The sequence below is a fragment of the Pseudarthrobacter sp. P1 genome (assembly GCF_050156935.1).
GTDB lineage: Bacteria > Actinomycetota > Actinomycetes > Actinomycetales > Micrococcaceae > Specibacter.
This window is the reverse complement of record NZ_CP189584.1, coordinates 884,588-910,860: the sequence shown is the minus strand read 5'-3', so window position 1 is coordinate 910,860 and position 26,273 is coordinate 884,588. Positions and strand designations below refer to the sequence as shown.

Genomic DNA, 26,273 nt, shown 5'->3' with positions numbered 1-26,273 from the left:
CGAGATGTCCAGGACGCTCACGCCGCGGCCAGCTTCTCGATCTCGGCCTGCAACGTGGCGATACGCGCATTGACACGGCGGCGCTTCCGCAACGCGTTCGCCTCAGCCAGGGGAATCCAGGCGGTCTCCGTTTCCAGCACAACAGCCGTTGCCCCGTATGACTCGATCAGCGCCGCACGCTCAACAGCTGCGGATCGGGAAGCGTAAGTCCGGGACGTGGACGGCCACCAGAACTCACGCGGGTTCCCGTCGCGGTCCCTCGCGTTCTCCATGCTCTCCCAGCCCGCCGGCTGCCAGCTGGTGCGCAAGTACAGGTCAGACAGTTCCCCGTTCGGGAGCTTGTATCGGCCCCATGCAGCCTCGGGGTACTCGGTGATCTGGACGCGGTAAAGACGTTCGCGGCTCATGCTGAAAGCTCCTTGATGTTCGTGGTAAATCGGTTGTTGTTCGACTCGAAGCCGTTGGTCGTCAAGTATTCGACAAGCTCGGTCTCCGGTGCGCCAGGGCGAACCTTCGTGGAATAGTGCCGATCTCCGGTGTCCGGATCGATGTACGGGTCCAGGAAGAAGAACCGCTTGCCGGCCGCGGCGGGGTGGCGGTGCGCCTTGCCGTTCTTCAACTTGCCCTTGGCATCACGGCCCCGCGCCCCGCGCTGGTCGATCAGCAACTTCCGGTGATACAGGAACTCGTTGAACTCTTTCTCGGGGGTTGTGGAGAAGTAGTGTTTGTGGAACTCGCGTACAGCGAATCCCTTGCCGCCCTCGATCAGGTCCACACGCGCCTCCGACTTCTCGGCTCGCTGCTCGGCCTCAATGGCCCGGTTGAGTGCGGCCTTGCCAGCGTTCAAGATCGCATCAATGCCAGCCAAGCTGGTGAGGTCCATAGCCGGCGCGGCCAGCCGCTTGGCCATCTCGAAGAACGCCTTCACAAGTGCGAGCTTGAACGCCTTCACCTTCTCGGTGTTCCGCAGATAGGTCATGATCAACGTGGCTTGCTGCTCATTCAGCAAGGCGATGCGCTGAGTCTGCGTCCCTCCGGCGGTGGCAAAGGGTCGCATTTCAAATGCGACCCCTCCGAACTGCTCAAGGTCGTCGATGTTGTTGGTGATCAGCTGCAGGACTGCGCGGTGTTCAACGCCGGCGCCTTCCGCGAGGGCCAGGGATGAGACGCGCAGCGCGCCGTCCGTTGAGCGTTCCACGAGCGTGGGGTTGGTGGCGAGTTTCATCGTGTCCTCCGTTGTGCTGGGGAATCCCTGCCGGGCATGGTGCGGGCGGACCGCCCGTGTTATCTCATTCATGAGATAGATCCTTTCTGGTGGGGGAGTGCCCTGCCGCATCACGAGTGCGGGTGACCGGCTGGCCGGTGCAGGGCTCCTTGGGTTGACCTCCGCCCTGGGGCGGGTACTGGCGCCCCGTCGTGCGGGTAAATCGCCAAGGGTGGTGGGCTGGTGCTACTGATTCAGTCGCCGTCACGCAGTAACGAACCGGCCCGGTAGTGCTATGAAGTTGTCAAAAGGCGTGCGCGGCCCTCGCAAGGCGCGACAAATAGACCCGGCCAATGACGGCGGGAAACATAGGGGGTGTGGTGCTACTTGGTGGCCACGGTTGCCGACCAGGGCCCGACCAGACGATGGTGGATTTCGTAATCCTCGGGGATGGCCTGCTGGCCAACCCACTGTCTGGCCTGCTCTTCCGTGTTGAAGCCATGCTCTTCGGTGACGCCGTCCCGGCGCATTGCGTACTCCGTGCCGGCGGCCTTGAAGTAGCAGAGTTCTTTCATTGCCCGGATGGCTGCCCGGGCTTGCAGTGTCAGCAGATCGTCTGGTGAGCCTGCGGCGCCGTCGGCGTCGTTGATGGCTTCACGGATGGCCATGAAGAGTTCACTGTCGGGATTCATCGTCCGGCCCGTTTGCTGAGGGATTGGGACCGTGCTGAGGTCAGCGAGTCGATGCCCATTGGCTGCGACTCGGTCACTTCTACCGTCCGGGGCTGCTGCGTGAGGTGCTCGACAATGCCAGCGATCTGGTCATCCGTGAGCAGGACTTTGCCGCGGGGCCCGCGTACGTAGCTGATCTCGTGGCGTTTGGCCATGCCCATGATGGTGTGGGCTGTGATGTGGCCGAGCTGTTGGGCTGCTTCGGCTGCCGTTTTCAGTGTCATGGCCGGGTTGCCTTGGAACTACGGGGAGTGGGGGAGTTTTCGGGGCGAATCTCAGACGGCAGTACGCCAAGGAACTTTGCGGCTTTGTTGAGCTTGCCGTTGGTCATCGGCTTGACGCCGGACTCAATGTTGGAGATGGAGCAGTGGGAACGGAAGCCGATAGCGGTGGCGAGTTCGGCCTGGGTGATGTCGCGGCTGGTTCGTGCCTCGCGGAGTGCGGAGCCGAATTCTTCCCAATCATGGTTGGGGTAGTTGTTGCGCACTTCCCTTGTCTTGGTGCGTGTTGGCGTTGTCATGCTCCAAGCTTAGGGAACTCAAGGGAACAATGCAAGCCAAGTGTGTGGAAGGCAGTGGAATTAGTGCCGATACTAGTCAAAATCTGGCATTTGAGAGGTAAATTACAAGGCCTGTTTCCCCACGATTGCTTGCCCTTGGATAGGGTGGCGTGGTTGATGTTCCCTCGTGTGGCATGGAAGATGAAACTGTGAAAGATACAGACATGCAGAAGGCCATTGGGCATCTGATACTAGAGGCCAGGCTGGAAAAGGGGATGCCCCAACTTCGACTCGCGAAAATCGCCGGGATGGACGTCAAGACACTCCGCACAATGGAGGACGGCACTCGCTGGGCGACGGACGTAAACCGGGCCAAAATCGAGTCTGCCCTTGGATGGCGCCCAGGTTCCATGCAAGACATGTGGAACGACCGGGAACACGTCCCCATCGAATCCGTCACGATGTCCGAAATGCTCCGCAACGCCCACGAGTCGACCTGGTCCGACCTGGCGGCCGAGGAAGCCGAAACGGTGCCGGTACGGCGGGCCTCGCAACTGACCGACGAGGAGCTACTGGCGGAGATTTCGTACCGGTTCCGCACCTACAAGAACCAGCTGTACAGCGACTAGGGAGTAGGGAACCCTGTCCAACCTTGGCCAACATTGCCGTGGGAGCGTCACTGGCCATGGATACCCTTGAAAACGTTCACCAGCACGGCGAACGGACAAGAAAAGGGTATGAGAGTTGCACCACATGAGCGCCCAGGGGGGCCTACCAGAAATCACCCAGACCAACCCGCCCGACTTTGTCAGGCGCAGGTCGGCATCGATGCACCTGGAGGGGCATCGATACTATGCAAGCCAGTGTCCGGACGGGTGCGATCGGGTCAACAAATGGGCGGCGACCCGCCTCATTGCGCCGCGGCCGTTCATGCACGCCGCACGCGCGCACGGAACAATCAACGGCATTGCCAGTGAGCTGTGGGTGACACCAGTCGATGTCATTGCCTACATTTCGGCATTGGATCCCGACGAATGGCTGACGATGCGCTTGCTCGTGGGCTACGAAATCCGCTAGTCGAGCGCGTCGGCCGCCAGCGAGTCCGCATCATTCTGCAGATGCCCATACGTTCCCACTGTCGTGGTGATGTTCTCGTGGCCGAGTCGCGCCTGGATGACCGGCAGCGGGACGCCGGCCGCAATCAGCCAGCTCGCGTGCGTGTGGCGCAGGTCGTGGGGGGTGGGCGCGTCGTGCAACTTGCCCTCCGCGACCAGCCGGTCCACCACCTCATCCCAGTAATTCTCATGAAAGCGGTTGTTGGGAAGGCGCCCGCCCTCGGGGAGCGTGAAGACCAGGTCGTCAGGCTTGAGGCCGGCCAGCTCTGCGTTGATCGGATCGGTGAGTGTCTTGGACAGTGCGACGGTGCGAATGGACTTCGGCGACTTGGGCCCCCCGATTGCGATGCCCTGATCTGTCTTCTTCCAAGCCCTCGTGACCGACAGGCTGTAGCGGTCCTCTTTTCGCTTGACGTCCCGCTTCCGCAGGGCGGTGGCTTCGCTGAAGCGCAGCCCCGAGCCGGCCAGCAACTTCAGCAGCGTCACGTACCGGCTGTCGAACGCGCCGGTGAGCGCCTCAAACTCTGCCGGAGAGAGGAATACGGGGTCGCGCGTCTTGATCGCGGCGGCCGACTTGCTGTCCCTGATGCCCTTGGCGGGGTTCTCGACGATGTGCCGGTCCGCGATGGCCGATTCCAGTGCTGATGACAACAGGGCGTGGATGTTCTTCTTGGACTTGGCCGACAGGGTCATGGCGTTGAACCAGGCCAGCACGTCCTCCCGCGTTAACTTGTCCACCGGATAGGGGCCAAGCTTCGGGTTGATGTGGTTGCGTGCGAGCTGCCGGTAGCGGTGTAGGGTTCCGGACTCGACGCCGCCCAGAGTTTCAATGTGGCGCGCGATCGCTGCTTTCACCGTGGGCGCCTTGGAGCGCATCATGCTGATGGCCCGGTCGGCCAGCGCGAGCGATTGGCCGTTGGCGTTCAGGAAGTCCAGGAACATGTCCGCGGTGCCAGGGTCGTCGAACGTCTTTGACGTCTGCTTGCCTGTGTCTGAATCCCGCCAGAGGACCTTGAATGCTTGGGTTTCGTCGGTGCGGGTGAGGACGCGAAGTGATGCCATGGGCCTTAACGATCCACTTTCGGGAATAGCGTGTCAACGGAAATCGGGTCCCTGTCAACGGGAAACAGAAAGACCCCCTAGAATCCTTGAATTCTAGGGGGTCATCTTGTGCGCGGAGGGGGACTTGAACCCCCACCCCGTTTCCAGGACTAGCACCTCAAGCTAGCGCGTCTGCCATTCCGCCACCCGCGCAGGTGGGCATTCGAACACCGAGAAGCTCACCTTTCGGTTTGTTTCTCTAGCGGCCGAAGCAGCGAGAAAGACTCTAGCACGACTTTTGCGGCAAACACCAATCGAGGAAACCAGGGGCCTGTTTCGCCGCGATGTAGGCTGATCAGACACCGCAGAATTGATGAAGGAGCACCCGTGGAATCCCTCCGGCCCGAAGACGAAGTTGTCCGTATTTGCCAGGACCTCATCCGCATCGACACCACCAATTTCGGTGACAACCAGGGGCCGGGGGAGCGCAAAGCGGCGGAGTACACGGCGGCGCTGATCGAAGAGGTGGGCCTGGAGGCCACTTTGTTCGAGTCGGCCCCGGGTCGGGCGAATGTGGTGGCCCGGATGGAGGGCGAGGATTCCTCACTTGGTGCGCTGGTGGTCCATGGCCACCTCGACGTCGTTCCCGCACTGAAGCATGAGTGGAGCGTGGACCCCTTCGGCGCCGAGGAGAAGGACGGGCTGATCTGGGGCCGCGGCGCGGTGGACATGAAGGACATGGACGCCATGATCCTTTCCGTGCTGCGCGGCATGGCCCGCGAGGGACGCAAGCCCAAGCGCGACATCATCTTCGCCATGTTTGCCGACGAGGAGGCCGGCGGCCAGTACGGTGCCTCCTGGACCGTGGACAACAAGCCTGAACTCTTCGCCGGTGCCACCGAGTCGATCTCCGAGGTGGGCGGTTTCTCCGCGGAGATCGGCGGCAAGCGTGCCTACCTGCTCCAAACGGCCGAAAAGGGCATCGCCTGGCTCCGGCTGACGGCCCACGGCCGCGCGGGCCACGGCTCGCAGATCAACACGGACAACGCCGTCACCCGGCTGGCCCGCGCCGTCACCCGCATCGGCGAGCACCAGTGGCCCATCGAATACACGGCCACCACCCGCCAGTTCCTCGAGGGCGTCTCCGAGCTCACCGGCGTCGAGTTTGACGAGTCCAACCCGCAGACCCTGCTGGACCAGCTGGGCACTGTGGCCCGCTTTGTCGGCGCCACGCTGCAGAACACCTCCAACCCCACCTTCCTCAAGGGCGGCTACAAGGCCAATGTGATCCCGGCCGAGGCCGAGGCCTATATCGATGTCCGCACCCTGCCAGGGCAGCACGAGCAGGTGCTGGAAATCATCCGCGACCTCGCCGGTGCCGGCGTCGACGTCAGCACCATCCACAACGATGTATCGCTGGAGACGCCATTCTCCGGCAACCTGGTCGATTCCATGATCGATGCCCTGCACTCCGAGGATCCGGGCGCCGCCGTCCTGCCGTACACGCTCTCCGGCGGCACCGACAACAAGTCGCTCAGCCGGCTGGGCATCACCGGCTACGGCTTCGCCCCGCTGCAGCTGCCGCCGGAACTGGACTTCACCGGCATGTTCCACGGCGTGGACGAGCGCGTTCCCGTGGAGTCGCTGAAGTTCGGCAGCCGCGTGCTGGACCGCCTGCTCAGCAACTACTAGGAGCCGGCAGTGACAGCACGCACCATCACGGACATCCTGCCCGACGAGCTGCTCGAGCGCTTCCGCGGGCGCGCCGCCGGCTACGACGAGCGCAACGAGTTCTTCCACGAGGACCTGGCGGAGTTGAAGGCCCAGGGGTACCTTGGCCTCTTTACCCCGGTCGACGACGGCGGTGCCGGGTTTGGGCTCCAAGAGGTCGCCGCCGCCCAGCGCCGGCTGGCCACGGCCGCCCCGGCCACCGCCCTGGCGATCAACATGCACCTGGTCTGGACCGGCGTCGCACATGTCCTGGCCGAGCGCGGCGATGATTCGCTGCACTACGTCCTCACGGAGGCCGTAGCCGGGGAGGTCTTCGCCTTCGGCAACTCCGAGGCCGGCAACGACCAGGTCCTCTTCGACTCCTTCACCGAGGCCGCCCCGCAGGGCGACGGATCGTACGCCTTCACCGGCACCAAAATCTTCACCAGCCTGAGCCCGGCGTGGACCCGGCTGGGGATCTTTGGCAAGGACAGCACGGGGGAGGAGCCGCGGCTCATCCACGGGTTCATCACCCGCGACACCCCCGACTACCGCATCAAGGACGACTGGAACACCGTGGGCATGCGGGCCAGCCAGTCCTGCACCACGGTGTTGGAGGGGGCAGTTGTCCCGGCGGACAAGGTGTTCCGCACCCTGCCGGTGGGCCCCAACGCCGACCCGCTGATCTTTGCCATCTTTGCCTGCTTTGAGACGCTGCTGGCCGCCGTCTACACGGGCATCGGCGAGCGGGCCGTGGAGCTGGCCGTAGCCAACGCCAAGCGCCGCACGTCCAAGAAGTACGAGGGCAAGACGTACGCGCAGGATCCGGACATCCGGTGGAAGGTGGCCGACGCCGCCATGGCCATGGACGGTCTCTACCCGCAGCTGGAGGCGATCGGCCGCGACGTGGACGCGCTGGTCGACCACGGGCCCCTGTGGTTCCCCAAACTGGTGGGGCTGAAGGTCCGCGCCACCGAGACAGCCCGCGAGGTGGTGGATCTGGCCATCCGGTGCTCGGGTGGCGGCAGCTACTTTGCCGGGAACGAGCTCGGCCGCTTGTACCGGGATGTGCTGGCGGGCATCTTCCACCCCTCCGACGGCGAGTCGGCGCACGGCACCATCGCCAACGCCTGGCTCGGACCGATCGAGTAGCCACGGCGCTCCGGGTTGGAGCAGGCCGGTGGCAGCGTGGCGGAGCGGGCCGGGTGGTGGCCTGTGGCCCTAGACGGTCCGCTCCACGCGGAAGATCCGCCGGCGCAGCCAGTACTGCCGGCCACCGCCTATGTAGAGCAGGCTGCGTTCCAGCTCCCACTTGCCGTATTCGGCGTGTTCGCGCAGCCGCTGGTGTGCCAGCGGCAGGGAATCGGCAGGGGTGAGCGTCAGTACGAGGTACTCGTACTGACGTGCGTAGTCGCGTTGCCGGATGCCGGACGCTGATGCCATTGATTCCTTCACTGCCCTCCATTGTGCACCGATTTGGCCGTCCGTCCAGCCCCCTTGGAACAGGCATATTACGGACCGATCCGTGGGGTTACGCATTGGGCAGCACGCTGGTAGCTTCTAAGCATGAGCATTGATCCGCGTGCCGCGCTGCAGTCCCTGACCAACGCACTAGAGGAGCACCTGGTAGCGGCTTCCGCCCGCCGCGGGGACGATGATCCCGCCGTGGAGAATGCCTACCTGGCCGTCGTGGACGCCTTCGAGGTTTATGAAGAAGTCCTCTTCGACAGCTACAACGAGGTCACGCCCCTGGTCATCTATGAAGGTGATGATGAGGAGGACGAGGATGAGGACGACGACGGTCTTGCGGTCCTCAACGGCGCAGACGGAGATTTCGAGCCCATCGAGGACTGACGCCTCGCCGCAGCCACCAGGCGGTGGCCCCCGGCTGGGGTCCTAGCGGCCGGGCGCCGAGATTTCGTCCAGGACTGCGGAGATCTGTTCCGGCAGCGGCTCCAGGGTGGCGGCGAGGATCTCCGCCAGCTGTTCCTCGGTGCGCGGACCAACCACGGCCCCGGCCACATTGTGTTGCGCCAGCAGCCAGCTCAGCGCCACATCCAAGGGCTTGCGGCCAAGCCCCTTGGCCGCTGTCGCCACGGATTCGGTGACAGCCGTGGCGTGACCGCTGAGGTAGGGCTCGACATATGACGCCATGGAGGCACTGGCTCCGCGCGAATCCGCTGGCATGGTGCCCCGGTACTTTCCGGTCAACACGCCCCGGCCCAGCGGCGCCCAGCACAGCAGGCCCGAACCCATGTGCTCGGCCGCGGGGATGATTTCCCGCTCCGCCGCACGGTGCAGGAGCGAATATTCCACCTGGTTGGCCACCAGTGCAGTGTCCGACAGCGTGGCGGCGCGGGCCAGCTGCCAGCCGTTGTAGTTGGAGACGCCGGCGTAGCGGGCGCGACCGGTGGAGACGGCGAGGTCCAGGGCGCTCAAGGTTTCATCCAGCGGCACGTTTTCGTCCCAGATGTTCACCAGCCACAGGTCAAGGTGGTCGGTGCCCAGCCGGGCCAGGCTGGCATCCAGCCCGGCCAGCATCGCCCGGCGCGAGGTGTCCACCATCCGGCGCCCGCGGCGATGGCTGATGCCCGCCTTGGAGACCAGCACCACCTCGCTGCGTGCCACGACGTCGCCGATCATGGAACCCAGGATGGCCTCGCTGCGGCCCTCGCCATAGCTGACGGCAGTGTCCAGCGTGGTGCCGCCGGCCTCCACAAACGCGGCCAATTGTCCCCGCGCGGTCTCGGGCTCGGTTTCGGCACCCCACCCCATCGTGCCCAGGGCCAGGGCTGAGACACGCAATCCACTGGTGCCGACAAATCGTTGTTGCATATTTCCACTTTACGTGCCGCTGGTGGAATATTTTGCTGCTTCCGGACCCATGACGCCAGAAGCGCTGGAGCCAATGCTTTAGGCTCAGTGGGTGAACTGGTTTGAAGCTGCATTCCTTGGACTTATTCAGGGATTGACCGAATTCCTCCCCATCTCTTCCAGCGCCCACCTCTTTATTGTGGGCAAATTCCTGCCAAGCGGCGCAGACCCTGGCGCCGCCTTTACGGCAGTTTCCCAATTGGGCACCGAAACCGCCGTCGTCGTCTTCTTTTGGCGAGACATTGTGCGCATCATCACGGCCTGGTTTGGATCCCTGCGCGGCAAGGGCTCCCGGCAGGATCCCGACGTCCGGATGGGCTGGCTGGTGATCCTGGGCAGCATTCCCATCGTGATCCTCGGCGTGCTCTTCCAGCACGCCATCGAAAGCACCCTGCGCAATCTGTGGCTCGTGGCCACCACGCTGATCGTTTTCGGCCTGATCCTGGCCGTGGCCGACGCCGTCGGCAAGCACCAGCGCGAGCTGTCCGAGCTGACCTACAAGCACGGCATCTTCTTCGGCCTGGCCCAGGCACTGGCCCTGATTCCCGGTGTTTCCCGGTCCGGCGGCACCATCACCGCCGGCCTGCTGATGGGCTACACCCGTGAAGCCGCCGCGCGCTACTCGTTCCTGCTGGCCATCCCCGCCGTCTTCGGCAGCGGCTTTTATGAGCTCTACAAGATCTTTGCCAAACACGAGGGCGCCCAGGGCCCCTTCGGCATCGGGGAAACCGTGCTGGCGACAGTGGTGGCCTTCGGCGTCGGCTACCTGATCATCGGCTGGTTCCTGAAGTATGTCTCCACCAAGAGCTACCGGATTTTCGTTTGGTACCGGATTGCGCTGGGTTTGCTGCTATTCGTCCTGCTTGGATTCAACGTCATCTCGGCGGGCCAGTAGTCTAGGGACGTGAAGAGTTGGAAGTCCCGCCCCGTCCCTGAGCTCCTCGGAGCCATGCCCGCCCTGCAGTTGTTTGAGACAAGTGCAGGCAAGGTGGTCCCCCTTCCGGTTCAGGACCACGCCAGCCTCTATGTCTGCGGCATTACTCCGTATGATGCTACTCACATGGGGCACGCGGCCACCTACGTGGGCTTTGATCTGCTCAACCGGGCATGGCGCGACGCCGGTGCCACGGTCAGCTATGTGCAAAACGTCACCGACATCGACGACCCCCTGCTGGAACGTGCCGAGCGCGACGGAGTTGACTGGCGGGCCCTGGCCCTCGAGCAGACCGAGCTCTTCCAGTCGGACATGGAAGCCCTGAACGTCCTGGGCCCCGAACATTACATCGGAGCCGTCGAGGCCATCGAGTGGATCGTTCCCGAGATTGAGAAGCTGGTCGAATCCGGCCTCGCCTACGCCGTTCCCGGCACCGGTTCCGAGCCCGACGGCGACATCTACTTCAGCGTCGAAGCCGCCTCGTCCGACGCCCACACCAAGGGCTACGACGGTCCGTGGTGGTTGGGCCAGATTTCCGGCCTGACCGAAGAGGAAATGCGACCGGTCTTTGCCGAGCGCGGCGGCGATCCCGACCGGGCCAGCAAACGCCACCCGCTGGACGCCCTGCTCTGGCGCGTGGCCCGCGAGGGCGAACCCTCGTGGGATGGCGCTTCGCTCGGCGCAGGACGCCCCGGCTGGCACATCGAGTGTACGGTCATTGCCCAGCGCTTCCTGCCCGAGCCTTTCACCGTCCAGGGCGGTGGCTCCGACTTGGTCTTCCCGCACCACGAAATGGGTGCCGGACACGCGTTCGCCCTGGCCAACGTCCAGATGGCGCAGCACTACACGCACACCGGCATGGTGGGCCTCGACGGCGAGAAGATGAGCAAGTCCAAGGGCAACCTGGTGCTCGTGTCCAAGCTCCGGGCTGCCGGCGTCGACCCCGCGGCCATCCGGCTCGCGATTCTGGCCAACCACTACCGCAGCGACTGGTTCTGGACCGATGATCTGCTGGTTCAGGCACAGACCCGCCTGGCCCGCTGGCGCGACCGCATGCCCACCTTGCCCACGGGATCGGCCAAGACGGTCCTCGTTGAGGTCCGCAACGCCCTGGCCAGCGATCTCGATGCACCGCGCGCCCTGGCCGCCATCGATGCGTGGCTGGATGCCACCCCGGAGAGTGCCATGCCGTCGGTCTTTGATGCCGCCATTTTTGCCGACTTGGTGGAGTCGCTGCTGGGCGTCGTCCTCTAACAACTCCGCGGCCGACCAGCAGGTCCGTTGGACCGATGGTTGGAGGGCGGGCTTGCCCAACTGCCATGCATGCCAATACCAAGGAACCCTCATTCGTCCTCGCGGCCGTATGGGGGTTTCGGCGTACCCGCTCCCGGTGATCGTCCCCAGCCGCTCCCACCGTTCGCAAGCTCGCCACGGACTCCTCGCGGCCGTGGGCCCAGGCCGCCCTCAGCCGCACGGAGATCTGGTGCCGCGCTGGCCCGGCCAGGCCCCCGCCTGCCGAGCCCCGGGTGCTGCAGTTGCACGGTCGAACCGCGATGTCTGGTGATCGTCCCCGGCCGCTCACCCGGCCCGCCAGCTCGCCGCTGGGCCCTCGCGGCCGGAGGCCCAAGGCCGCGCGCGGCCGTGGGGAGATCGGGCTGCGGGCGGCCCCTGGCCGGCCGGTAGGGCCCGGTGGCCGGGCGACGCCGGGGCCTCCCGCACCCGGGGGCGGCGGTGTCCGTCATCCCGGCGGTTCCCCGGCGTGGTGGTACCCGTTGCGCAGGGGCCGGCGGAGCGGGTCGATGGATGGGGGCGGGGTGAACCAGGGGATGCCGTGCACGGACTCGACCTCCCAGCCGGTGTGGTGGATGAGGTGGTGGTGGTAGGAACACAGCAGCACGCAGTTCTCCACCGAGGTGTCCCCGCCTTGGGACCGCTAGACGATGTGGTGCGCGTCGGTCCACTGCGGGGGCCGGTCGCAGCCCGGGAACGCGCAGCCCCGGTCCCGGATGAGCAGCGCCCTGCGGATGTGGGGCGGGACGAGGCGCTGGGACCGGCCCACGTCCAGGATCTCGCCCTCCGCGCCGAGCACGGCCGGGATGATCCCGGCGTCGCAGGCCGCCGTGCGGATCGCGGCGGCCGGGATCGGGCCGCTGTGCGGGACGGCGGCGCTGCCGGGACCGGCGGCGAGCTCGGCCAGGGTCACGGTGATGAACAGTTGCGGGCGCAGGCCCCCGTTGTCCGGGAGGGTGTCGGTGCGGGCGCAGGCCCCCGTTGTCGGCCAGGGTGCCGGTGCGGGTGGCGAGGCGGACGCAGTCCAGCAGGGCGTGCAGCAGCAGCTGGGGCCGGGGCCGCTGCCCGGCCAGCAGTTTCCGGGCCACGTGCGGGTCGACGCCGGCCGGGTCGGCGGATTCCAGCACAGCCTCGGCATCCCCGTCCGCATCGCCAGCACCGGGGGTCCCCTCCCCACGGAACCCGTCCGCGCCGGTGGCTCCGGCCGCTGCCGTCCCCGCCGCCGGGCCCGGTTCCGGCCCCGGCCATGCCGTCCGAAGCGTCCGAGGCGCCCTGTGGCGGGCCTCCGGCGCCATCGTCCCCGGCGGCAGAGGCTGCGGATGCGGCACCGGTGCCGGTGGCCCAGGCCGGCGGCGCGCCCTGCCCGGGCACGGCCACGGCGTCGAAGGCTCCGCCGGCCAGGATCCCGGCGGTGCCGCGCGGGTTGGTGCCGGTGCCCATCACGGCCATCAGCTCCTCATACGACAGCTGGGTCAGGTGCCCGTCGAAACGGACCATGCCGCGCCGCGGCGCCCCGAAGTGGATGCCCTCCTTGGCCAGCAGTTCGGCCTCGGTGGGTTCCTGCCCGTCCGGGTCCAGGTGGGCCAGGATGCGCCGGGCGCCCCGGGCCAGGAAGTCCGGGGACTCCGTGGCGGCGGTGGTGGCCAGCGACGCCTCGACCGCGTCCACCTCCGCGGCGCCGATCCGTCCGCCGGCGGCCAGGCGGGAGGCCTCGGCCACGGCCCGGGAAGCCACCAGCGCGTTCTCCAGCGAACAGTTCCCGGCCAGGAACGCGGCGGCCAGCACCGGCTGCTTCGGCGGGGCCACGGTTTGGCTGATCGGATCGACGGCGGGCAGGAACGCCGCGGCCAGGGCGAGCCGCCTGGCCGCCTCGGCCCCGGAGATGGCCAGGGCGTCCCGGAGCATTGCCACCGGGGTCGCGGCCCCGGTGTCCCGGTACCGGCCGGCGAGGGTGCGGACGGCGAGCTCGCCGGCGCAGCGGACCTTGAGCGCGTCCAGGTGCCGGGAGAGGGTTTCCAGCTGGCCGGCCAGGACGGCCAGCTCCAAATCGGGCAGGGCGGCCAGGGCGAGCGGGTCCGGCCCGCAGCCGGCACCGGGCTTGGCGCCATCGGTGCCGGACGCATTGGCTTCGCCGGAGGTCTGCGCGGCCGCGGCGTGGGCAAGTGTGATGATCCGGCGCAGATGCCCGCCCGGTGCCTGCCCCTCCCGGGCGGGGGAAAACGCCGTGATGCCCATGCACTAATTCTAGTGAACTGGACATGGGTCGAACATGGTTTCGATTAAAAGGGGACAAGGTCGTCCCCGGCACCCCCTGTGCAGGAAACCACCGCCGGCGGGCCGTCCGGTAGCCGGACCAAAACGCCAGCACCACCAGCCCGAGGCCCGCCACGGCCGGCCCCAGCTGGGCCGGCCCGGAGAGGAACACCAGACCGCCCGGCAAGATCACCTCGTCCGGCAGGGGCGCATAGGCAAACCAGCCGAAGCCGGCCTGCCGCCCGGACACCAGCGTGATCCCGATGCCGAGCACCACCAGCGCCAGGGCCGCCGCGGGAACGACGGCGCGCACTAGCCACGCCCCGAACCGTCCGGGCCGTCCACGATTGTCCATGCGGCACAGCCTACTGCCGGCGCACCGGGTCTCGACAGGCTCGACCAGCGGGGTTTGGGCGCCGCCGTTTGGGGCATCTGGGCCTCGACCCGGCTGCGGCCGGTCTGGGCCCACGGCCGCGAGGGACCCGCGGCGGGCGTGCGAGCCGAGGGAGCGGCCGGATCTCCGCGCGGCCGCGGGCGGCCTCGGTCGATCACCGGTCCGGGAGTTCGACCGCAGCGCCGCGCCGGGTCTCGGCTTCGCTCGACCAGCGCGCCGGGTTTCGGCAGCCTCGACCACCGCGGCCGGTCTGGGTCGATCACCAGACGGTCCGTGGCCTATCGGTGCAGCTAGGGGAGGTCCTTACCCCGGCGCTTGAGGTAGCGCTCGAACTCGCGGGCGATGGACTCGCCGGTTGCCTCGGGCAGGTCTGCGGTGTCCTTGGCCTCCTCCAGTTGGTGGACGTACGCGCCGATTTCGGCATCCTCGGTGGCAAGTTCGTCCACGCCGCGTTCCCACGCCTGGGCGTCCTCGGCCAGCTCGTCCGTGTTCAGCGGCACCTGGAACAGGTCCTCGATCTGGTGCAGCAGTGCCAGCTGGGCCTTGGGCGAGGGCGCCTGCGCGACATAGTGCGGCACCGCCGCCCAGAGCGAGACGGTGGGCAGGCCGGCCAGCATGGCCAATTCGCCGAGCACCCCAACGATGCCGATCGGCCCCTCGTACTGGGATGCTTCCAGATTCAGCCGTTCGCGAACTTCGTCGTCCTCGCTGGTGGTGGTGACGGGGATGGGCCGGCTGTGCGGGACGTCGGCCAGCAGCGCCCCCACGAGCACGACATAGTTCACATTCAATGCCGCGGCGTGGGCCAGGAGCTCGGCCGTGTAGGCGCGCCATTTGTAGGACGGTTCGATGCCGTGCACAAAGATGACATCGATGGCCGTGCCGGGGATGGAAGCCTTGGCGATCTTGGTGGCGGGCCATTTGATCCGGCGTCCGCCGTCGGCGGTGCGCCGCACCGAGGGCCGGGTGAACTGGAAGTCGTAGTACTCGTCGGGGTCGATGGTGGCCAGCTTCTTGGCGTCCCACAGCCGGTGCAGGTACTTCAGGGCGTCGCTGGCAGCCTCGCCGGCGTCGTTCCAGCCCTCGAAGGCGGCCAGCATGACGGTGGCGCGTGCGTGTCCGGCCACTGGCTCAATCAGCCGTGGTGCCGGGCTCTGCTCAGCTGGATCGTTGCTCATCACCTCTCCACCCTACGACGAGTGGACCCACGCGGATATCCTCTGTGGCTCCGGCGTGGCTTGAACCTCCGCAAGCGCGGCAATGGGCCCTTCGGGGCGCCGCAGCAGGTGGAGAATGGCCCAGCCGGGCCACGTAGACTGGGCCTATGCATTGTGCCGACGCGCCCCAGGACCAGACCGCCCCCAGTGCGGCCACCGCCGTGTTGGACGGTTCGCCGGCCGAAACGGACGACGACGGCGCCGCCGGGACGGATGCGCCCGGCACCTTGAAGGCCGCCCTGTGGGACATGGACGGCACGCTGGTGGACACCGAGCCGTACTGGATCGCCGCGGAGACCGAGTTGGTGGAATCGCACGGCGGGACCTGGACCCACGAGCAGGCCATGGGCCTGGTGGGCCAGGCGCTGGAGACCTCCGCAGCCATCCTCCAGAAGGCCGGCGTGGATCTGCCGATCCGCGGCATTGTCGACTTTCTGGCCGGCCGCGTGATCGAGCGCGTGCGCGTGGAGGTGCCGTGGCGCCCCGGCGCCCAGGGGCTGCTGCACGATCTGTGGCAGAACAAGGTCCGCTGCGCCCTGGTCACCATGAGCGAGGGACCGCTGGCGGCCGAGATCGTCAACGCCCTGCCCCACCCCTACTTTGAATTCATGGTCACCGGCGACATGGTGGCCAACGGCAAGCCGCATCCGGAGCCGTACCTGGCCGCCGTCGAACGTCTCCGGCGGAGCGACCCCGGCCTGGGCGTGCTGGACTGCGTGGCCCTGGAGGACTCCGTCCCCGGTGTTGCCAGCGCCATGGCCGCCGGCGTGGCCACCATCGCCATCCCGCATGTCATCCCGCTGGGCGAGGCGCCGGGCCGGGCAACCTGGCCCACGCTCTCCGGCCGGACGACGGCGGACCTGCGCGCCGAATTGGCCCGCCATGCGGCACGCAGCCCGCAGGGTGCGCGCGCGTGAGCGATGCAAAGGGCGGTGCACGCCGGCGCCGCGAGGGGATCCCGCTGGGCAGGATTGCCGGCATCCCCATTGTGCTCGCGTATTCCTGGTTCCTCATCGCGGCCATCACGGTGGCGGTTTTTGGACCGCAGCTGGGCAGCGGCTTCCGCGGCTTGGGCGCCTGGTCCTATGTGGTGGCCTTCGCCTATGCGTTGCTGCTGCTGTTCTCCGTGCTGGTGCACGAGCTCGCCCATGCCCTGGCGGCCAAGATGTACCACTGGCCCACCAGCAAGATTGTGCTGAACCTGTGGGGCGGGCACACACAGTTTGAAAGCTTCACCGCGACACCGGGCCGTTCCCTGGTGGTCGCCTTCGCCGGGCCGGTGGCCAACTTTGTGCTGGCCGGTGCCGGCTGGCTGTTGCTGATGCCGGCGCCGGCACCCACGTCGCTGTGGCCGGCGGTGCTGCTGACGCTGCTGAACATCTTTGTCTGGGCGAACCTGCTGATCGGTGCCTTCAACGTGCTGCCCGGACTGCCGCTCGACGGCGGCCGCCTGGTGGAAACCATCGTCTGGAAGGCCACGGGCAGCCAGGAAAAGGGCACAGTGGCCGCCGGCTGGGCCGGCCGCGCCGTCGTCGTGCTGCTGGTGCTCGCGGTGGTGGCCATCCCGTTGCTGCAGGGCGGCCAGCCCTCCACCAGCACCCTCGTCGTCACGATCCTGATCGCCGGTTTCCTGTGGCTGGGCGCCAGCCAGGCCATCACGAACGCCCGCTTGCGGCTGCGCCTGCCGGGCATCAGTGCCGGTGCGCTGGCCTCCCCGGCCATTGGCCTGCCGCAGTCCTCCACTGTGGCCATGCTGTGGAATGCGCGTGCCAGCCACCCCGGTGCCGCCCTGGTGCTGTGCAGCCCCGAGGGGCGCCCGACGGCGGTGGTGGATGAGCACGTCTTGGCCAGCGTCCCGCCCGCGGCGGCAACCACCACTGTGGCCACGGCCGTGGGCCGCACCCTGGCCCCCGGCGCCTATGTGCCGCAGAGCGCGGCGGGCAACGAACTGGTACAGTATCTTGCCCAGCTGGGCGGCGGCGAATATGTGGTCATTGACCTGGCCGGCCAGGTCACGGGGGTCCTGAGCCAGGAGGTGGTGGTGGCAGCCATCACCGGCAAACCCGATCCCCGCGGCCCGCGTTGAGCAGCCCCGCACCGACCGTCCCGGCCTCCGCCGGGCACCCCACGTTTTCCGGCCAGCGCGGCCGGCCCGCATTGCACCTTCGCTAGGAATGGACCCAACAGTTATGAGCCAGAACACTCCCACCCCCTCGCCCGCGCAGGGGGCGGAACCCCATGGTGCCGCAGTGCGCCGGGGTCCGTTCCGCGCCGGCGAACGCGTCCAGCTGACGGATGAGCGCGGCCGCATGAACACCATCACGCTGACCCCGGGGACGGCCTACCACACCCACAAGGGCTTCCTGAACCACGACGAGCTCATTGGCAAGCCCGAGGGTTCCATGGTGGAGAGCAACGTCGGCCAGATCTACCAGGCCCTGCGCCCGCTGCTGAGCGACTTCGTCCTCTCCATGCCCCGCGGTGCGGCAGTGGTCTACCCGAAGGATGCCGGCCAGATTGTCACGATGGCGGACATCTACCCCGGCGCCCGCGTGGTGGAGGCCGGGGTCGGGTCCGGCGCCCTGTCCATCTCGCTGCTGCGCGCCGTGGGCGACGGCGGCTACCTGCACTCCTTCGAGCGTCGGGAAGAGTTTGCCGACATTGCCCGCGGCAACGTGGAAACCATCTTTGGTGGCCCGCACCCGGCCTGGAAGATCTCGCTCGGCGATTTCCAGGACGAAGTGGTGGCCCAGGAGGCCCCCGGCAGCGTTGATCGCGTGGTCCTGGACATGCTGGCTCCGTGGGAGTGCATCGAGGCCGTGGCCACGGTGCTGGCACCGGGCGGCGTGTGGATCAACTACGTTGCCACCGTCACCCAGCTCTCCCGCACCGCCGAGGCCATCCGCGCCGACGGCCGCTTCACCGAGCCCGACGCCTGGGAATCCATGGTCCGCGGCTGGCATCTGGAGGGCCTGGCCGTGCGCCCGGACCACCGCATGGTGGCACACACCGGCTTCCTGATGGTCACACGCCGGTTGGCCGACGGCGTGAAGGGTTTGAACCTGAAGAAGAAGGTCAAGGCGGAGTTCACCGAGGAAGACCTCAACGCCTGGACGCCGGAGGCCGTGGGGGAGCGTGCGGTCTCCGACCGCAAGCTGCGCCGCGCCGCCCGCGACGCCGCCTCCACGGTGCAGACCAAGCGCACGCAACGAAACACCCGTGGCCAGGAAAGCGTTGAAGCTGATAAAGAGGACTAGGGTCTAAACCAGCGGCCCCTCCCGGAAGGACACCAGCACCATGAGCGAACCGACAAACACCGGTCCCGAAGAGAGCATCGGCTACCCTGCCGGACCGGCCCAGCAGGCTGCCACGGAGCGCGCGTTGAACGTGCTGCGGGACAAACTTCGCAACCTGGACCGGCAGCTTGCCGCCGCCACCAGCAACAACTCGCGGCTGGTGACCATGCTGGAGACGGCCAAGACGGAGATCCTGAAGCTGCGCACGGCGCTGGAGAACGAGGGCCAGGCCCCGTTCAGCTTCGGCACGCTGGTGCAGATCAACCCGCGCAAGCATCCCACCGCGAGTGCCACGGGTGTGGCCGCCACGGAGGAGAGCGTTGATGTGTTCAATTCCGGCCGCAAGATGCGCGTCGGCTTGAGCCCGCTGGTGAACATACGCCAGCTCAGCGTGGGCCAGGAGGTGCTGCTCAACGAGTCCCTGACAGTGGTGGCGGCGCTGGGCTTTGAACGCGTGGGCGAGCTGGTGACCATCAAGGAGCTGCTGGGCTCGGACCGGGCTCTGGTCACGGGCCGCGCGGATGAGGAAAAGGTGGTCCGGCTCTCCGGTTCGCTGCAGTCGCAGCGGCTGCGCGTGGGCGATGCCCTCAGCCTGGACGCCCGCACGGGCTATGCGCTGGAGAAGATCCCGCGCTCCGAGGTGGAGAACCTGATCCTGGAGGAAGTCCCGGACATTTCCTACGCGGACATTGGCGGCCTGGGCCCGCAGATCGAGCAGATCCGCGACGCCGTCGAGCTTCCCTTCCTGCACCCGGACCTGTACCGCGAGCACGGGCTCAAGCCACCCAAGGGCATCCTGCTCTACGGCCCGCCCGGTTGCGGCAAGACGCTCATTGCCAAGGCCGTGGCGAACTCGCTGGCCGCCCGGGCCGCGGAGCGCTCCGGCGTGCGCGACCAGAAGAGCTACTTCCTGAACATCAAGGGTCCGGAGCTGCTGGACAAGTATGTGGGCGAGACGGAGCGCCAGATCCGGCTGATCTTCTCCCGCGCCCGCGAGAAGGCCGCGGACGGCAGCGCCGTCGTTGTCTTCTTCGACGAGATGGACTCGCTCTTCCGCACCCGCGGCACAGGCATTTCCTCCGATGTGGAAACCACCATCGTGCCCCAGCTGCTGAGCGAGATCGACGGCGTGGAGCGGCTGGACAACGTCATCGTCATCGGCGCCTCCAACCGCGAGGACATGATCGACCCGGCCATCCTGCGCCCGGGCCGGCTGGACGTGAAGGTCAAGATCCAGCGCCCGGACGCCGAGGCCGCGGCCGACATCTTCGCCAAGTACATCACCATCGATCTGCCCTTCCACGCCGACGACATCGCCGCCAATGGTGGCGACGCCAACGCCACGGTGGCGGCCATGATCCAGCGCACGGTGGAGGCGATGTACTCTACCGAGAAGTCCAACGAGTACCTGGAGGTCACCTACGCCAACGGTGACACCGAGATGCTCTACTTCAAGGACTTCAACTCCGGCGCCGTGATCCAGAACGTGGTGGACCGGGCCAAGAAGTACGCCATCAAGGACCTGCTGACGCTGGGGGAGAAGGGCATCCGGATCGACCACCTGCTCCGTGCCGTGGTGGACGAGTTCCGCGAGCACGAGGACATGCCCAACACCACCAACCCGGACGACTGGGCGCGGATTTCCGGCAAGAAGGGCGAGCGGATCACCTACATCCGAACCATCGTCCAGGGCAAGGCCGGCCAGGAACCTGGCAAGACGCTGGAGACCATGCCCAACACGGGCCAGTACCTGTGAGTGCCATCCGGGTCATGGGCTCGGAGACCGAATACGGGATCCACGCGCCCACGGCCCCGGGCACCAACGCCACCTGGCTCTCCACCCAGGTGGTGCACGCCTACGCGCTGGTCAGCGGGGACCGGGCCGCCGGCGGCAGCGAGGCCCGCTGGGACTACACGGACGAGGATCCGCTGGCCGATGCACGCGGCTGGACGGTGCCGCGTGCCTCCGCGCACCCCTCCCAGCTGACGGATGTGCCGCCGGAGCTGACGGCCGCGCAGGTGGCGCTGGAGGGCGGGGAGCTCGACGACGACGGCGGCAGTGGGCCGCTGATGATGAACATGGTGCTGGGCAACGGCGCGCGCCTCTATGTGGACCACGCCCACCCGGAGTATTCCAGCCCGGAGGTCACCAATCCGCTGGACGCGCTGCGCTGGGATGCGGCGGGGGACCTGGTGGCGCTGGCCGCGGTGCGCAGCATTGCCGCCAGCCCGGTGCTGCCGGCCGTGAACCTGTACAAGAACAACACGGACAACAAGGCCGTCTCCTACGGCAGCCACGAGAACTACCTGATGCCGCGCTCGGTGCCGTTTTCCGCCATCGTGCGGGGACTGACGCCGTTCTTCGTGACGCGCCAGCTCATCTGCGGGGCCGGCCGCGTGGGCCGGGGCCAGGACGGGTCGCAGCCCGGGTTCCAGCTGAGCCAGCGGGCCGACTTCTTCGAGGCCGAGGTGGGACTGGAGACCACCATCCGCCGCCCCATCATCAACACCCGCGACGAGCCGCACGCCACGGCCGAGAAGTACCGCCGGCTGCACGTGATCATCGGCGATGCGAACTTCGGCCAGGTCTCCACCTATCTGAAGTTCGGCACGACGGCGCTGGTGCTGGACCTGATCGAAAACGGCGAGGCACCGGTGCTGGAGGTGCATTCGCCGGTGGAGGCGTTGCGCAGCGTCAGCCACGACACCGCGCTGGCGCACAGCTACCGGCTGGCGGACGGGCGCCGCGCCACGGCCCTGGACATCCAGTGGATGTATTACGAGGCCGCCGCCCGGCGCGCCGAGGCCACCGGGGCCGGCCACCCGGCGTCGAGCGATGGCCACACGGGCACCGTCCTGGCCCGCTGGGCCGAGGTTCTCACCGGGCTGGCCCGGGGGCCGGAGACGGTGGCAGGACAGGTGGAGTGGGCCGCCAAGCTGGGGCTGCTGGAGCAGTACCGGGAGCGGGATTCGCTGGCGTGGAACGATCCGCGGCTGGGCCTGATCGATCTGCAGTGGAGCGATGTCCGGCCCGAAAAGGGGCTGTACCACCGGTTGCTGGCCCGCGGCCGGATGGAGCGCCTGGTCTCCGAGGCCGACATCGCCGCGGCCGTGCGGCAGCCGCCGTCGGACACCCGGGCCTATTTCCGCGGCCAATGCATCCAGCGCTATGGTGCGAGCATTGTCGGGGCCAGCTGGGATTCGGTGATCTTCGAACTGCCCGGTGCACGCCGGCTCCAGCGCGTGCCCACCCGGGAGCCGCTGCGCGGAACCGAGGCCCTGACCGGCCGCCTTTTTGCCAGCCACCCCGACGCGGAATCCTTCCTGGCCGAACTGCTGGATTTGCCCGCGCTCAAAGGCCGGTGAAGGAGTACGCTCATGGCAGGATGGAGCTAGCCGCCAAACAAGCGGCTCGTTGGAAAGGAATCACCATGGCCTCGCAAGAGCAACAGAACGCACCCCAGCGGGGCGAGGAGACCGAGGCTTCCGAGCCGGCGGCTCCGGCCCCCGCCACCCCCAGCGGGCAGGCCCAGGCGGCCACGTCCGGCCTGGACGACCTGTTGGACGAGATCGACGGCGTGCTTGAATCCAACGCCGAGGAATTTGTCCGAGGGTTCGTCCAAAAGGGCGGACAGTAGGATCCGGCCATGGGAGAGCGCAGGCACTCCTCGACCCTGGCGGACGTTGCCGCCGCCGCCACCTCCTCGTTCACCGAACACCTGGCCCAGCAGCGTCCTGACCTGCTGCCGTATGGCCGGTCGCTGCCGGAGGGCGTGCTGCCTGCGGGTGCGCGGCCCGAGGTTCCGCACGCCACCACCATCGTGGCCGTCACCTTTGCCGGCGGCGTGCTGATGGCGGGGGACAGGCGCGCCACCATGGGCACGATGATTGCCAGCCGGCACATCGAAAAGGTGTTCCCGGCGGACCAGTTCTCCGTGCTGGGCATTGCCGGGACCGCCGGCATCGCGCTGGACATCACGCGGCTGTTCCAGGTGGAGCTGGAGCACTACGAGAAGATCGAGGGCACGCTGCTCAGCCTGGACGGCAAGGCCAACCGGTTGGGCGCCATGGTGCGCTCCAATCTGGCCATGGCCCTGCAGGGGCTGGCCGTGGTGCCCCTCTTTGCCGGCTTCGACACGTCCCGCTCGGTGGGCCGGTTGTTCTCCTACGACGTCACCGGCGGGCGCTACGAGGAGGTGGAGCACCACAGCGTGGGCTCCGGCTCCGTGTTCGCCCGCGGCGCCATGAAAAAGCTGTGGAAGCCCAACCTCACCGAAAGTGCGGCCATCTCCGTGGCCGTGGAATCGCTCTTTGACGCCTCCGACGACGATTCCGCCACGGGCGGGCCGGACATGGTGCGCCAGTTGTGGCCCATCGTCTACACGGTGACGCGCACGGGGGCGCGGAAGGTCAGCGAACGCGAGCTGGCCGCCGTCGTCGAATCGGTGGTGGCCGCACGCGCCGCCCTGGCACGGGAGGCGTGAGATGACGCAGCAGTTCTACGTTTCACCCGAGCAGGTCATGAAGGACCGCGCCGACTTTGCCCGCAAGGGCATTGCGCGCGGCCGCTCCGTGGTGGTCATCAGCTGTGCCGAGGGCATCGCGCTGGTGGCGGAAAACGCCTCGCCGTCGCTGCACAAAATCGGCGAGATCTACGACAAGATCGCCTTTGCGGCGGTCGGCAAGTACAACGAGTTTGAGAGCCTGCGCCAGGCCGGGGTCCGCTACGCCGATGTTCGGGGATACTCCTACGACCGCGAGGACGTCACGGCGCGCGGCCTGGCCAGCGTCTACGCCCAAAGCCTGGGTGCCGTCTTCACCGCGGAGCAGAAGCCCTTCGAGGTGGAGCTTGCGGTGGCGGAGGTTGCCCCCGTCCAGGCCGGCGACCACATCTACCGGCTGACCTTCGACGGCTCCATTGCCGACGAGACGGGATTCATCGCGATGGGCGGCGCCGCCGAGGCCGTCCAGGATGCCGTGGCCGCGGGCTGGGTGGCCGGCACCAGCCTGGCCCGGTCGCTGCGCCTGGCCGTCACGGCACTGGCCGCCGGCCGCAACGGCGAGGCCCTGCTGGGTGCGGCCAAGCTGGAGGTGGCCCTGCTGGAACGCAATTCGGAAACCAACCGGGGGATTGCCCGCGCCTTCCGCCGGATCACCGACACCGAGGTGGACGCCATTTTGGCCGCCGGGAACGAGGCCTGACCATGGACCGCAGAATCTTTGGCATCGAGACGGAGTTCGGCATCGCCTACTCCAGCCCCGGCTCGCGCCCGCTCTCCCCGGAAGAGGTGGCCCGCTACCTCTTCCGCAAGGTGGTCAGCTGGGGCCGGTCCTCCAATGTCTTCCTCACCAACGGCTCGCGGCTCTACCTCGACGTCGGATCGCACCCGGAGTATGCCACGGCCGAATGCGACGGCATCGCCCAGCTCATTGCCCACGACCGGGCCGGCGAGCTGATCCTCAACGACCTGGTGCAGGAGGCCGAGACGCGGCTGCACCAGGAGGGCTACGAGGGCCGGGTGTACCTGTTCAAGAACAACACCGATTCCGCCGGCAACTCCTACGGCAGCCATGAGAACTACCTGATCCCGCGGCGCGGGGAGTTCACCCGCCTGGCGGAGATCCTGATCCCCTTCCTGGTCACCCGGCAGATGATTGCCGGTGCGGGCAAGGTGCTGCCCGCCGCGCAGGGGGCCGGCTACGCGTTCTCGCAGCGCGCAGACCACATCTGGGAGGGCGTCTCCTCCGCCACCACCCGCTCGCGTCCCATCATCAACACCCGGGACGAACCCCACGCGGACGCGGAGTACTACCGGCGCCTGCATGTCATCGTGGGCGACTCGAACATGTCCGAGACCACCTCCATGCTCAAAGTCGGCACCGTCGACCTGATCCTGCGGATGGTGGAGGCGGGCACCATCATGCGGGACATGCGGATGGAAAACCCCATCCGCAGCATCCGGGAGATCTCCCACGACCTCACTGGGCGCGTCCAGGTGAAGATGGCCAACGGCCGCACGGTGACGGCGCTGGAGATCCAGCGCGAATACCTGGCCAAGGCCACGGCGTTTGTGGCCGCCAACGGCGCCCACCATGATTTGGTGCCGCGGATCCTGGACCTGTGGGAGCGGACCCTTGACGCCATTGAGGCCCAGGACATCTCCGGCATCGACACGGAGATTGATTGGGCCATCAAGAAAAAGCTGCTGGACGGCTACGCCGCACGGAACGGACTGGACATTTCCAGCCCGCGGATTGCCCAGCTGGATCTGACCTACCATGACATTTCGCCCTCCCGCGGCCTCTTCAACCTGCTGCAGCTGCGCGGCTCGACGGCGCGCGTCAGCACCGATGTGGACGTCAAGGCCGCCGTCGACACGCCGCCGCAGACCACCCGGGCCAAGCTGCGTGGCGACTTTGTCCGGCGCGCCCAGGAGGCCGGCCGGGACTACACGGTGGACTGGGTGCATCTGAAGCTCAACGACCGCTCGCACCAGACCATCCTGTGCAAGGATCCGTTCGCGAATGTGGATGAACGGGTGGATGCCCTGATCGCTTCGATCGACTGAGTGGTTGGCTGCGGAGGGTCGCGGACAGGGAATGTCCAGCATCCATGGATAGACTGGAAGTGCCCCTGTGCGCCTTCGTTGCGCCCCGGCCGCCCCATCCTGCCAACGAAAGTGTCTCTGTGCGCCGCATTCTTGCCATCGTCCTCCCCGCGCTGCTGTTGCTCACCGCCTGCAGCACGGGCTCCTCGTCGGACGCGTCGTCGTCTGCCAGCCTGCCCGCCACCCACGCCGAAACCTTCAACTCCGTCAAGGTCAAGGATGAGGGCGAGGGCAAGGCTCCGACCGTCACATTCGACAAGCCGCTGGCCATCGAGGCCGAGTCCATCAAGGTGCTCAACGAGGGCAAGGGCGACGTCGTCAAGGCCGGCCAGTCGGTGGTGCTGCGCCAGATCGGCTTCAACGCCGTGGACGGCACCACCCTGGGTGAGAACTTCACCGCTGCTGCCGGCCAGACGGTGGTCTTTGACGACACGTTCAAGACCTCCTACCCGCTGGTCTACGGCAGCTTCGTCGGTGCCAAGGTGGGCTCCCTCATCGGCTACGCCACCCCGGGTGCCCCGGCCACGCCGGCCGCCACGCCGTCGCCGAGCGCCACCCCGACGGACGGCAGCACGGCCGCCCCCACCGCTGGCAGCACCACTGCCCCCAGCCAGGCGGCCGAGCCGGGCATGCTGAGCGTCTTCCTGATCCAGTCCGCCACCGATGCCCCCAAGCTGCTCTCCAAAGATGAGACCGACAAGCTAGACAAGGACGGCAAGTTGCCGGCCGTCGCATTTGATGACAAGGGCATCCCCAGCATCACGATTCCTTCGACGGATGCCCCCAAGGACCTGGTAGTCAAGGTCCTCAGTGAAGGATCCGGCGACGTCCTGACCGAAAGCGATTCCATCAACGCCCTCTATACCGGATGGCAGTGGTCCAACAGCACCAAATTTGATTCCAGCTACGACAAGGGCACACCTCTTGAGTTCAAGCTGACGGGCGTCATCGAAGGTTGGACAAAGGGACTCACCGGACAAAAGGTGGGTTCCAAGCTCTTGATGGTTATTCCGTCGTCGTTGGGCTACGGTGACGATGCGAGTAAGGGAGGCCCCACGGGTACTCTTGTTTTCGTCGTCGATATTGTCTCCAAGAAGTAGACTCTTA

29 protein-coding genes and 1 tRNA gene are annotated in these 26,273 nt (G+C 67.1%); 17 read left to right on the top strand and 13 right to left on the bottom strand.

What is annotated here, in order from left to right; translation table 11 throughout:
• Positions 1–17: 17 nt before the first annotated feature.
• From ACQCSX_RS04175 to ACQCSX_RS04155, 5 genes are all read right to left on the bottom strand, one after another.
• Positions 18–407 carry a hypothetical protein gene (locus ACQCSX_RS04175; protein ID WP_427017816.1) on the bottom strand — a complete coding sequence of 130 codons (390 nt, stop codon included), beginning with the start codon at positions 405–407 and terminating at the stop codon, positions 18–20.
• Positions 404–1,225 (bottom strand): Rha family transcriptional regulator, encoded by an 822-nt coding sequence (locus tag ACQCSX_RS04170; protein WP_427017815.1) that lies wholly within the window; start codon positions 1,223–1,225, stop codon positions 404–406. The genes ACQCSX_RS04175 and ACQCSX_RS04170 overlap by 4 nt, the downstream gene beginning before the upstream one ends.
• Positions 1,226–1,587: 362 nt before the next feature.
• Entirely contained in the window at positions 1,588–1,896 is a 309-nt protein-coding gene (locus tag ACQCSX_RS04165) for a hypothetical protein (protein WP_427017814.1), read from the bottom strand.
• Positions 1,893–2,159, bottom strand: coding sequence for a hypothetical protein (locus tag ACQCSX_RS04160; RefSeq protein WP_427017813.1), 267 nt, complete (start codon positions 2,157–2,159; stop codon positions 1,893–1,895). Before ACQCSX_RS04160 ends, ACQCSX_RS04165 begins: the two co-directional genes overlap by 4 nt.
• On the bottom strand, positions 2,156–2,455 hold the full coding sequence (locus ACQCSX_RS04155) for a helix-turn-helix domain-containing protein (RefSeq protein WP_427017812.1): 300 nt from the start codon (positions 2,453–2,455) through the stop codon (positions 2,156–2,158). The genes ACQCSX_RS04160 and ACQCSX_RS04155 overlap by 4 nt, the downstream gene beginning before the upstream one ends.
• A 203-nt stretch (positions 2,456–2,658) precedes the next feature.
• Between ACQCSX_RS04155 and ACQCSX_RS04150 the strand changes: the two genes are divergently transcribed.
• Positions 2,659–3,063 (top strand): helix-turn-helix domain-containing protein, encoded by a 405-nt coding sequence (locus tag ACQCSX_RS04150; protein WP_427017811.1) that lies wholly within the window; start codon positions 2,659–2,661, stop codon positions 3,061–3,063.
• Between the two features lie 124 nt (positions 3,064–3,187).
• Positions 3,188–3,511 carry a hypothetical protein gene (locus tag ACQCSX_RS04145; protein ID WP_427017810.1) on the top strand — a complete coding sequence of 108 codons (324 nt, stop codon included), beginning with the start codon at positions 3,188–3,190 and terminating at the stop codon, positions 3,509–3,511.
• Here ACQCSX_RS04145 and ACQCSX_RS04140 read toward each other — a convergent pair.
• Positions 3,508–4,611 carry a tyrosine-type recombinase/integrase gene (locus ACQCSX_RS04140; protein ID WP_427017809.1) on the bottom strand — a complete coding sequence of 368 codons (1,104 nt, stop codon included), beginning with the start codon at positions 4,609–4,611 and terminating at the stop codon, positions 3,508–3,510. The genes ACQCSX_RS04145 and ACQCSX_RS04140 overlap by 4 nt on opposite strands.
• Before the next feature lie 109 nt (positions 4,612–4,720).
• Positions 4,721–4,803, bottom strand: a tRNA-Leu gene (locus ACQCSX_RS04135).
• A 174-nt stretch (positions 4,804–4,977) separates the two neighbouring features.
• On the opposite strand from ACQCSX_RS04135, the gene ACQCSX_RS04130 reads away from it, so the two are divergent.
• Positions 4,978–6,282 carry a M20/M25/M40 family metallo-hydrolase gene (locus ACQCSX_RS04130; protein ID WP_427017808.1) on the top strand — a complete coding sequence of 435 codons (1,305 nt, stop codon included), beginning with the start codon at positions 4,978–4,980 and terminating at the stop codon, positions 6,280–6,282.
• 9 nt (positions 6,283–6,291) lie between these two features.
• Entirely contained in the window at positions 6,292–7,452 is a 1,161-nt protein-coding gene (locus ACQCSX_RS04125; RefSeq protein ID WP_427017807.1) for an acyl-CoA dehydrogenase family protein, read from the top strand.
• Positions 7,453–7,521: 69 nt separating this feature from the next.
• Here the strand turns inward: ACQCSX_RS04125 and ACQCSX_RS04120 are convergent, their stop codons facing one another.
• A complete protein-coding gene (locus ACQCSX_RS04120; RefSeq protein ID WP_427018965.1) occupies positions 7,522–7,743 on the bottom strand; it encodes a DUF5703 family protein in 222 nt (73 codons plus the stop codon).
• Positions 7,744–7,866: 123 nt separating this feature from the next.
• Here ACQCSX_RS04120 and ACQCSX_RS04115 point away from each other — a divergent pair, with 123 nt between their 5' ends.
• The gene (locus ACQCSX_RS04115; RefSeq protein ID WP_427017806.1) at positions 7,867–8,154 is read left to right on the top strand and encodes a hypothetical protein; all 288 of its coding nucleotides are present in this window, start codon (positions 7,867–7,869) and stop codon (positions 8,152–8,154) included.
• Between the two features lie 42 nt (positions 8,155–8,196).
• Here ACQCSX_RS04115 and ACQCSX_RS04110 read toward each other — a convergent pair whose 3' ends face one another.
• Positions 8,197–9,135: an aldo/keto reductase gene (locus tag ACQCSX_RS04110; protein WP_427017805.1), complete on the bottom strand. Its 939-nt coding sequence runs from the start codon at positions 9,133–9,135 to the stop codon at positions 8,197–8,199.
• Between the two features lie 91 nt (positions 9,136–9,226).
• Between ACQCSX_RS04110 and ACQCSX_RS04105 the strand changes: the two genes are divergently transcribed.
• Both ACQCSX_RS04105 and mshC read left to right on the top strand, forming a co-directional pair.
• Positions 9,227–10,069: an undecaprenyl-diphosphate phosphatase gene (locus tag ACQCSX_RS04105; RefSeq protein ID WP_427017804.1), complete on the top strand. Its 843-nt coding sequence runs from the start codon at positions 9,227–9,229 to the stop codon at positions 10,067–10,069.
• A gap of 9 nt (positions 10,070–10,078) precedes the next feature.
• Entirely contained in the window at positions 10,079–11,362 is a 1,284-nt protein-coding gene (mshC, locus tag ACQCSX_RS04100) for a cysteine--1-D-myo-inosityl 2-amino-2-deoxy-alpha-D-glucopyranoside ligase (RefSeq protein ID WP_427017803.1), read from the top strand.
• Positions 11,363–11,846: 484 nt separating this feature from the next.
• Here mshC and ACQCSX_RS04095 read toward each other — a convergent pair whose 3' ends face one another.
• The 4 genes from ACQCSX_RS04095 to ACQCSX_RS04080 form a co-directional block, all read right to left on the bottom strand.
• The gene (locus tag ACQCSX_RS04095; protein ID WP_427017802.1) at positions 11,847–12,017 is read right to left on the bottom strand and encodes a hypothetical protein; all 171 of its coding nucleotides are present in this window, start codon (positions 12,015–12,017) and stop codon (positions 11,847–11,849) included.
• Positions 12,018–12,041: 24 nt separating this feature from the next.
• Entirely contained in the window at positions 12,042–12,311 is a 270-nt protein-coding gene (locus ACQCSX_RS04090) for an HNH endonuclease signature motif containing protein (protein WP_427017801.1), read from the bottom strand.
• Complete coding sequence (locus tag ACQCSX_RS04085; RefSeq protein ID WP_427017800.1) at positions 12,308–13,633, bottom strand: DUF222 domain-containing protein; 1,326 nt, start codon at positions 13,631–13,633, stop codon at positions 12,308–12,310. Before ACQCSX_RS04085 ends, ACQCSX_RS04090 begins: the two co-directional genes overlap by 4 nt.
• A gap of 702 nt (positions 13,634–14,335) precedes the next feature.
• Entirely contained in the window at positions 14,336–15,223 is an 888-nt protein-coding gene (locus tag ACQCSX_RS04080) for a PAC2 family protein (RefSeq protein WP_427017799.1), read from the bottom strand.
• 146 nt (positions 15,224–15,369) lie between these two features.
• Here ACQCSX_RS04080 and ACQCSX_RS04075 point away from each other — a divergent pair, with 146 nt between their 5' ends.
• The 10 genes from ACQCSX_RS04075 to ACQCSX_RS04030 all read left to right on the top strand — a co-directional run bounded on the left by ACQCSX_RS04075 (position 15,370) and on the right by ACQCSX_RS04030 (position 26,266).
• Positions 15,370–16,179 (top strand): HAD family hydrolase, encoded by an 810-nt coding sequence (locus tag ACQCSX_RS04075; protein WP_427017798.1) that lies wholly within the window; start codon positions 15,370–15,372, stop codon positions 16,177–16,179.
• The gene (locus ACQCSX_RS04070) at positions 16,176–17,348 is read left to right on the top strand and encodes a site-2 protease family protein (protein WP_427017797.1); all 1,173 of its coding nucleotides are present in this window, start codon (positions 16,176–16,178) and stop codon (positions 17,346–17,348) included. The genes ACQCSX_RS04075 and ACQCSX_RS04070 overlap by 4 nt, the downstream gene beginning before the upstream one ends.
• A gap of 103 nt (positions 17,349–17,451) precedes the next feature.
• Complete coding sequence (locus ACQCSX_RS04065) at positions 17,452–18,519, top strand: tRNA (adenine-N1)-methyltransferase (protein WP_427017796.1); 1,068 nt, start codon at positions 17,452–17,454, stop codon at positions 18,517–18,519.
• Between the two features lie 40 nt (positions 18,520–18,559).
• On the top strand, positions 18,560–20,314 hold the full coding sequence (arc, locus tag ACQCSX_RS04060) for a proteasome ATPase (RefSeq protein ID WP_427017795.1): 1,755 nt from the start codon (positions 18,560–18,562) through the stop codon (positions 20,312–20,314).
• 14 nt (positions 20,315–20,328) lie between these two features.
• A complete protein-coding gene (dop, locus tag ACQCSX_RS04055; RefSeq protein ID WP_427018964.1) occupies positions 20,329–21,924 on the top strand; it encodes a depupylase/deamidase Dop in 1,596 nt (531 codons plus the stop codon).
• A 65-nt stretch (positions 21,925–21,989) separates the two neighbouring features.
• On the top strand, positions 21,990–22,196 hold the full coding sequence (locus tag ACQCSX_RS04050) for a ubiquitin-like protein Pup (RefSeq protein WP_427017794.1): 207 nt from the start codon (positions 21,990–21,992) through the stop codon (positions 22,194–22,196).
• A 9-nt stretch (positions 22,197–22,205) separates the two neighbouring features.
• The gene (prcB, locus tag ACQCSX_RS04045) at positions 22,206–23,042 is read left to right on the top strand and encodes a proteasome subunit beta (RefSeq protein WP_427017793.1); all 837 of its coding nucleotides are present in this window, start codon (positions 22,206–22,208) and stop codon (positions 23,040–23,042) included.
• Between the two features lies 1 nt (position 23,043).
• Entirely contained in the window at positions 23,044–23,760 is a 717-nt protein-coding gene (gene prcA / locus ACQCSX_RS04040) for a proteasome subunit alpha (protein WP_427017792.1), read from the top strand.
• Positions 23,761–23,762: 2 nt separating this feature from the next.
• Positions 23,763–25,127 carry a Pup--protein ligase gene (gene pafA / locus ACQCSX_RS04035; protein WP_427017791.1) on the top strand — a complete coding sequence of 455 codons (1,365 nt, stop codon included), beginning with the start codon at positions 23,763–23,765 and terminating at the stop codon, positions 25,125–25,127.
• A 119-nt stretch (positions 25,128–25,246) separates the two neighbouring features.
• Positions 25,247–26,266 carry an FKBP-type peptidyl-prolyl cis-trans isomerase gene (locus tag ACQCSX_RS04030; protein ID WP_427017790.1) on the top strand — a complete coding sequence of 340 codons (1,020 nt, stop codon included), beginning with the start codon at positions 25,247–25,249 and terminating at the stop codon, positions 26,264–26,266.
• Positions 26,267–26,273 lie beyond the last annotated feature (7 nt).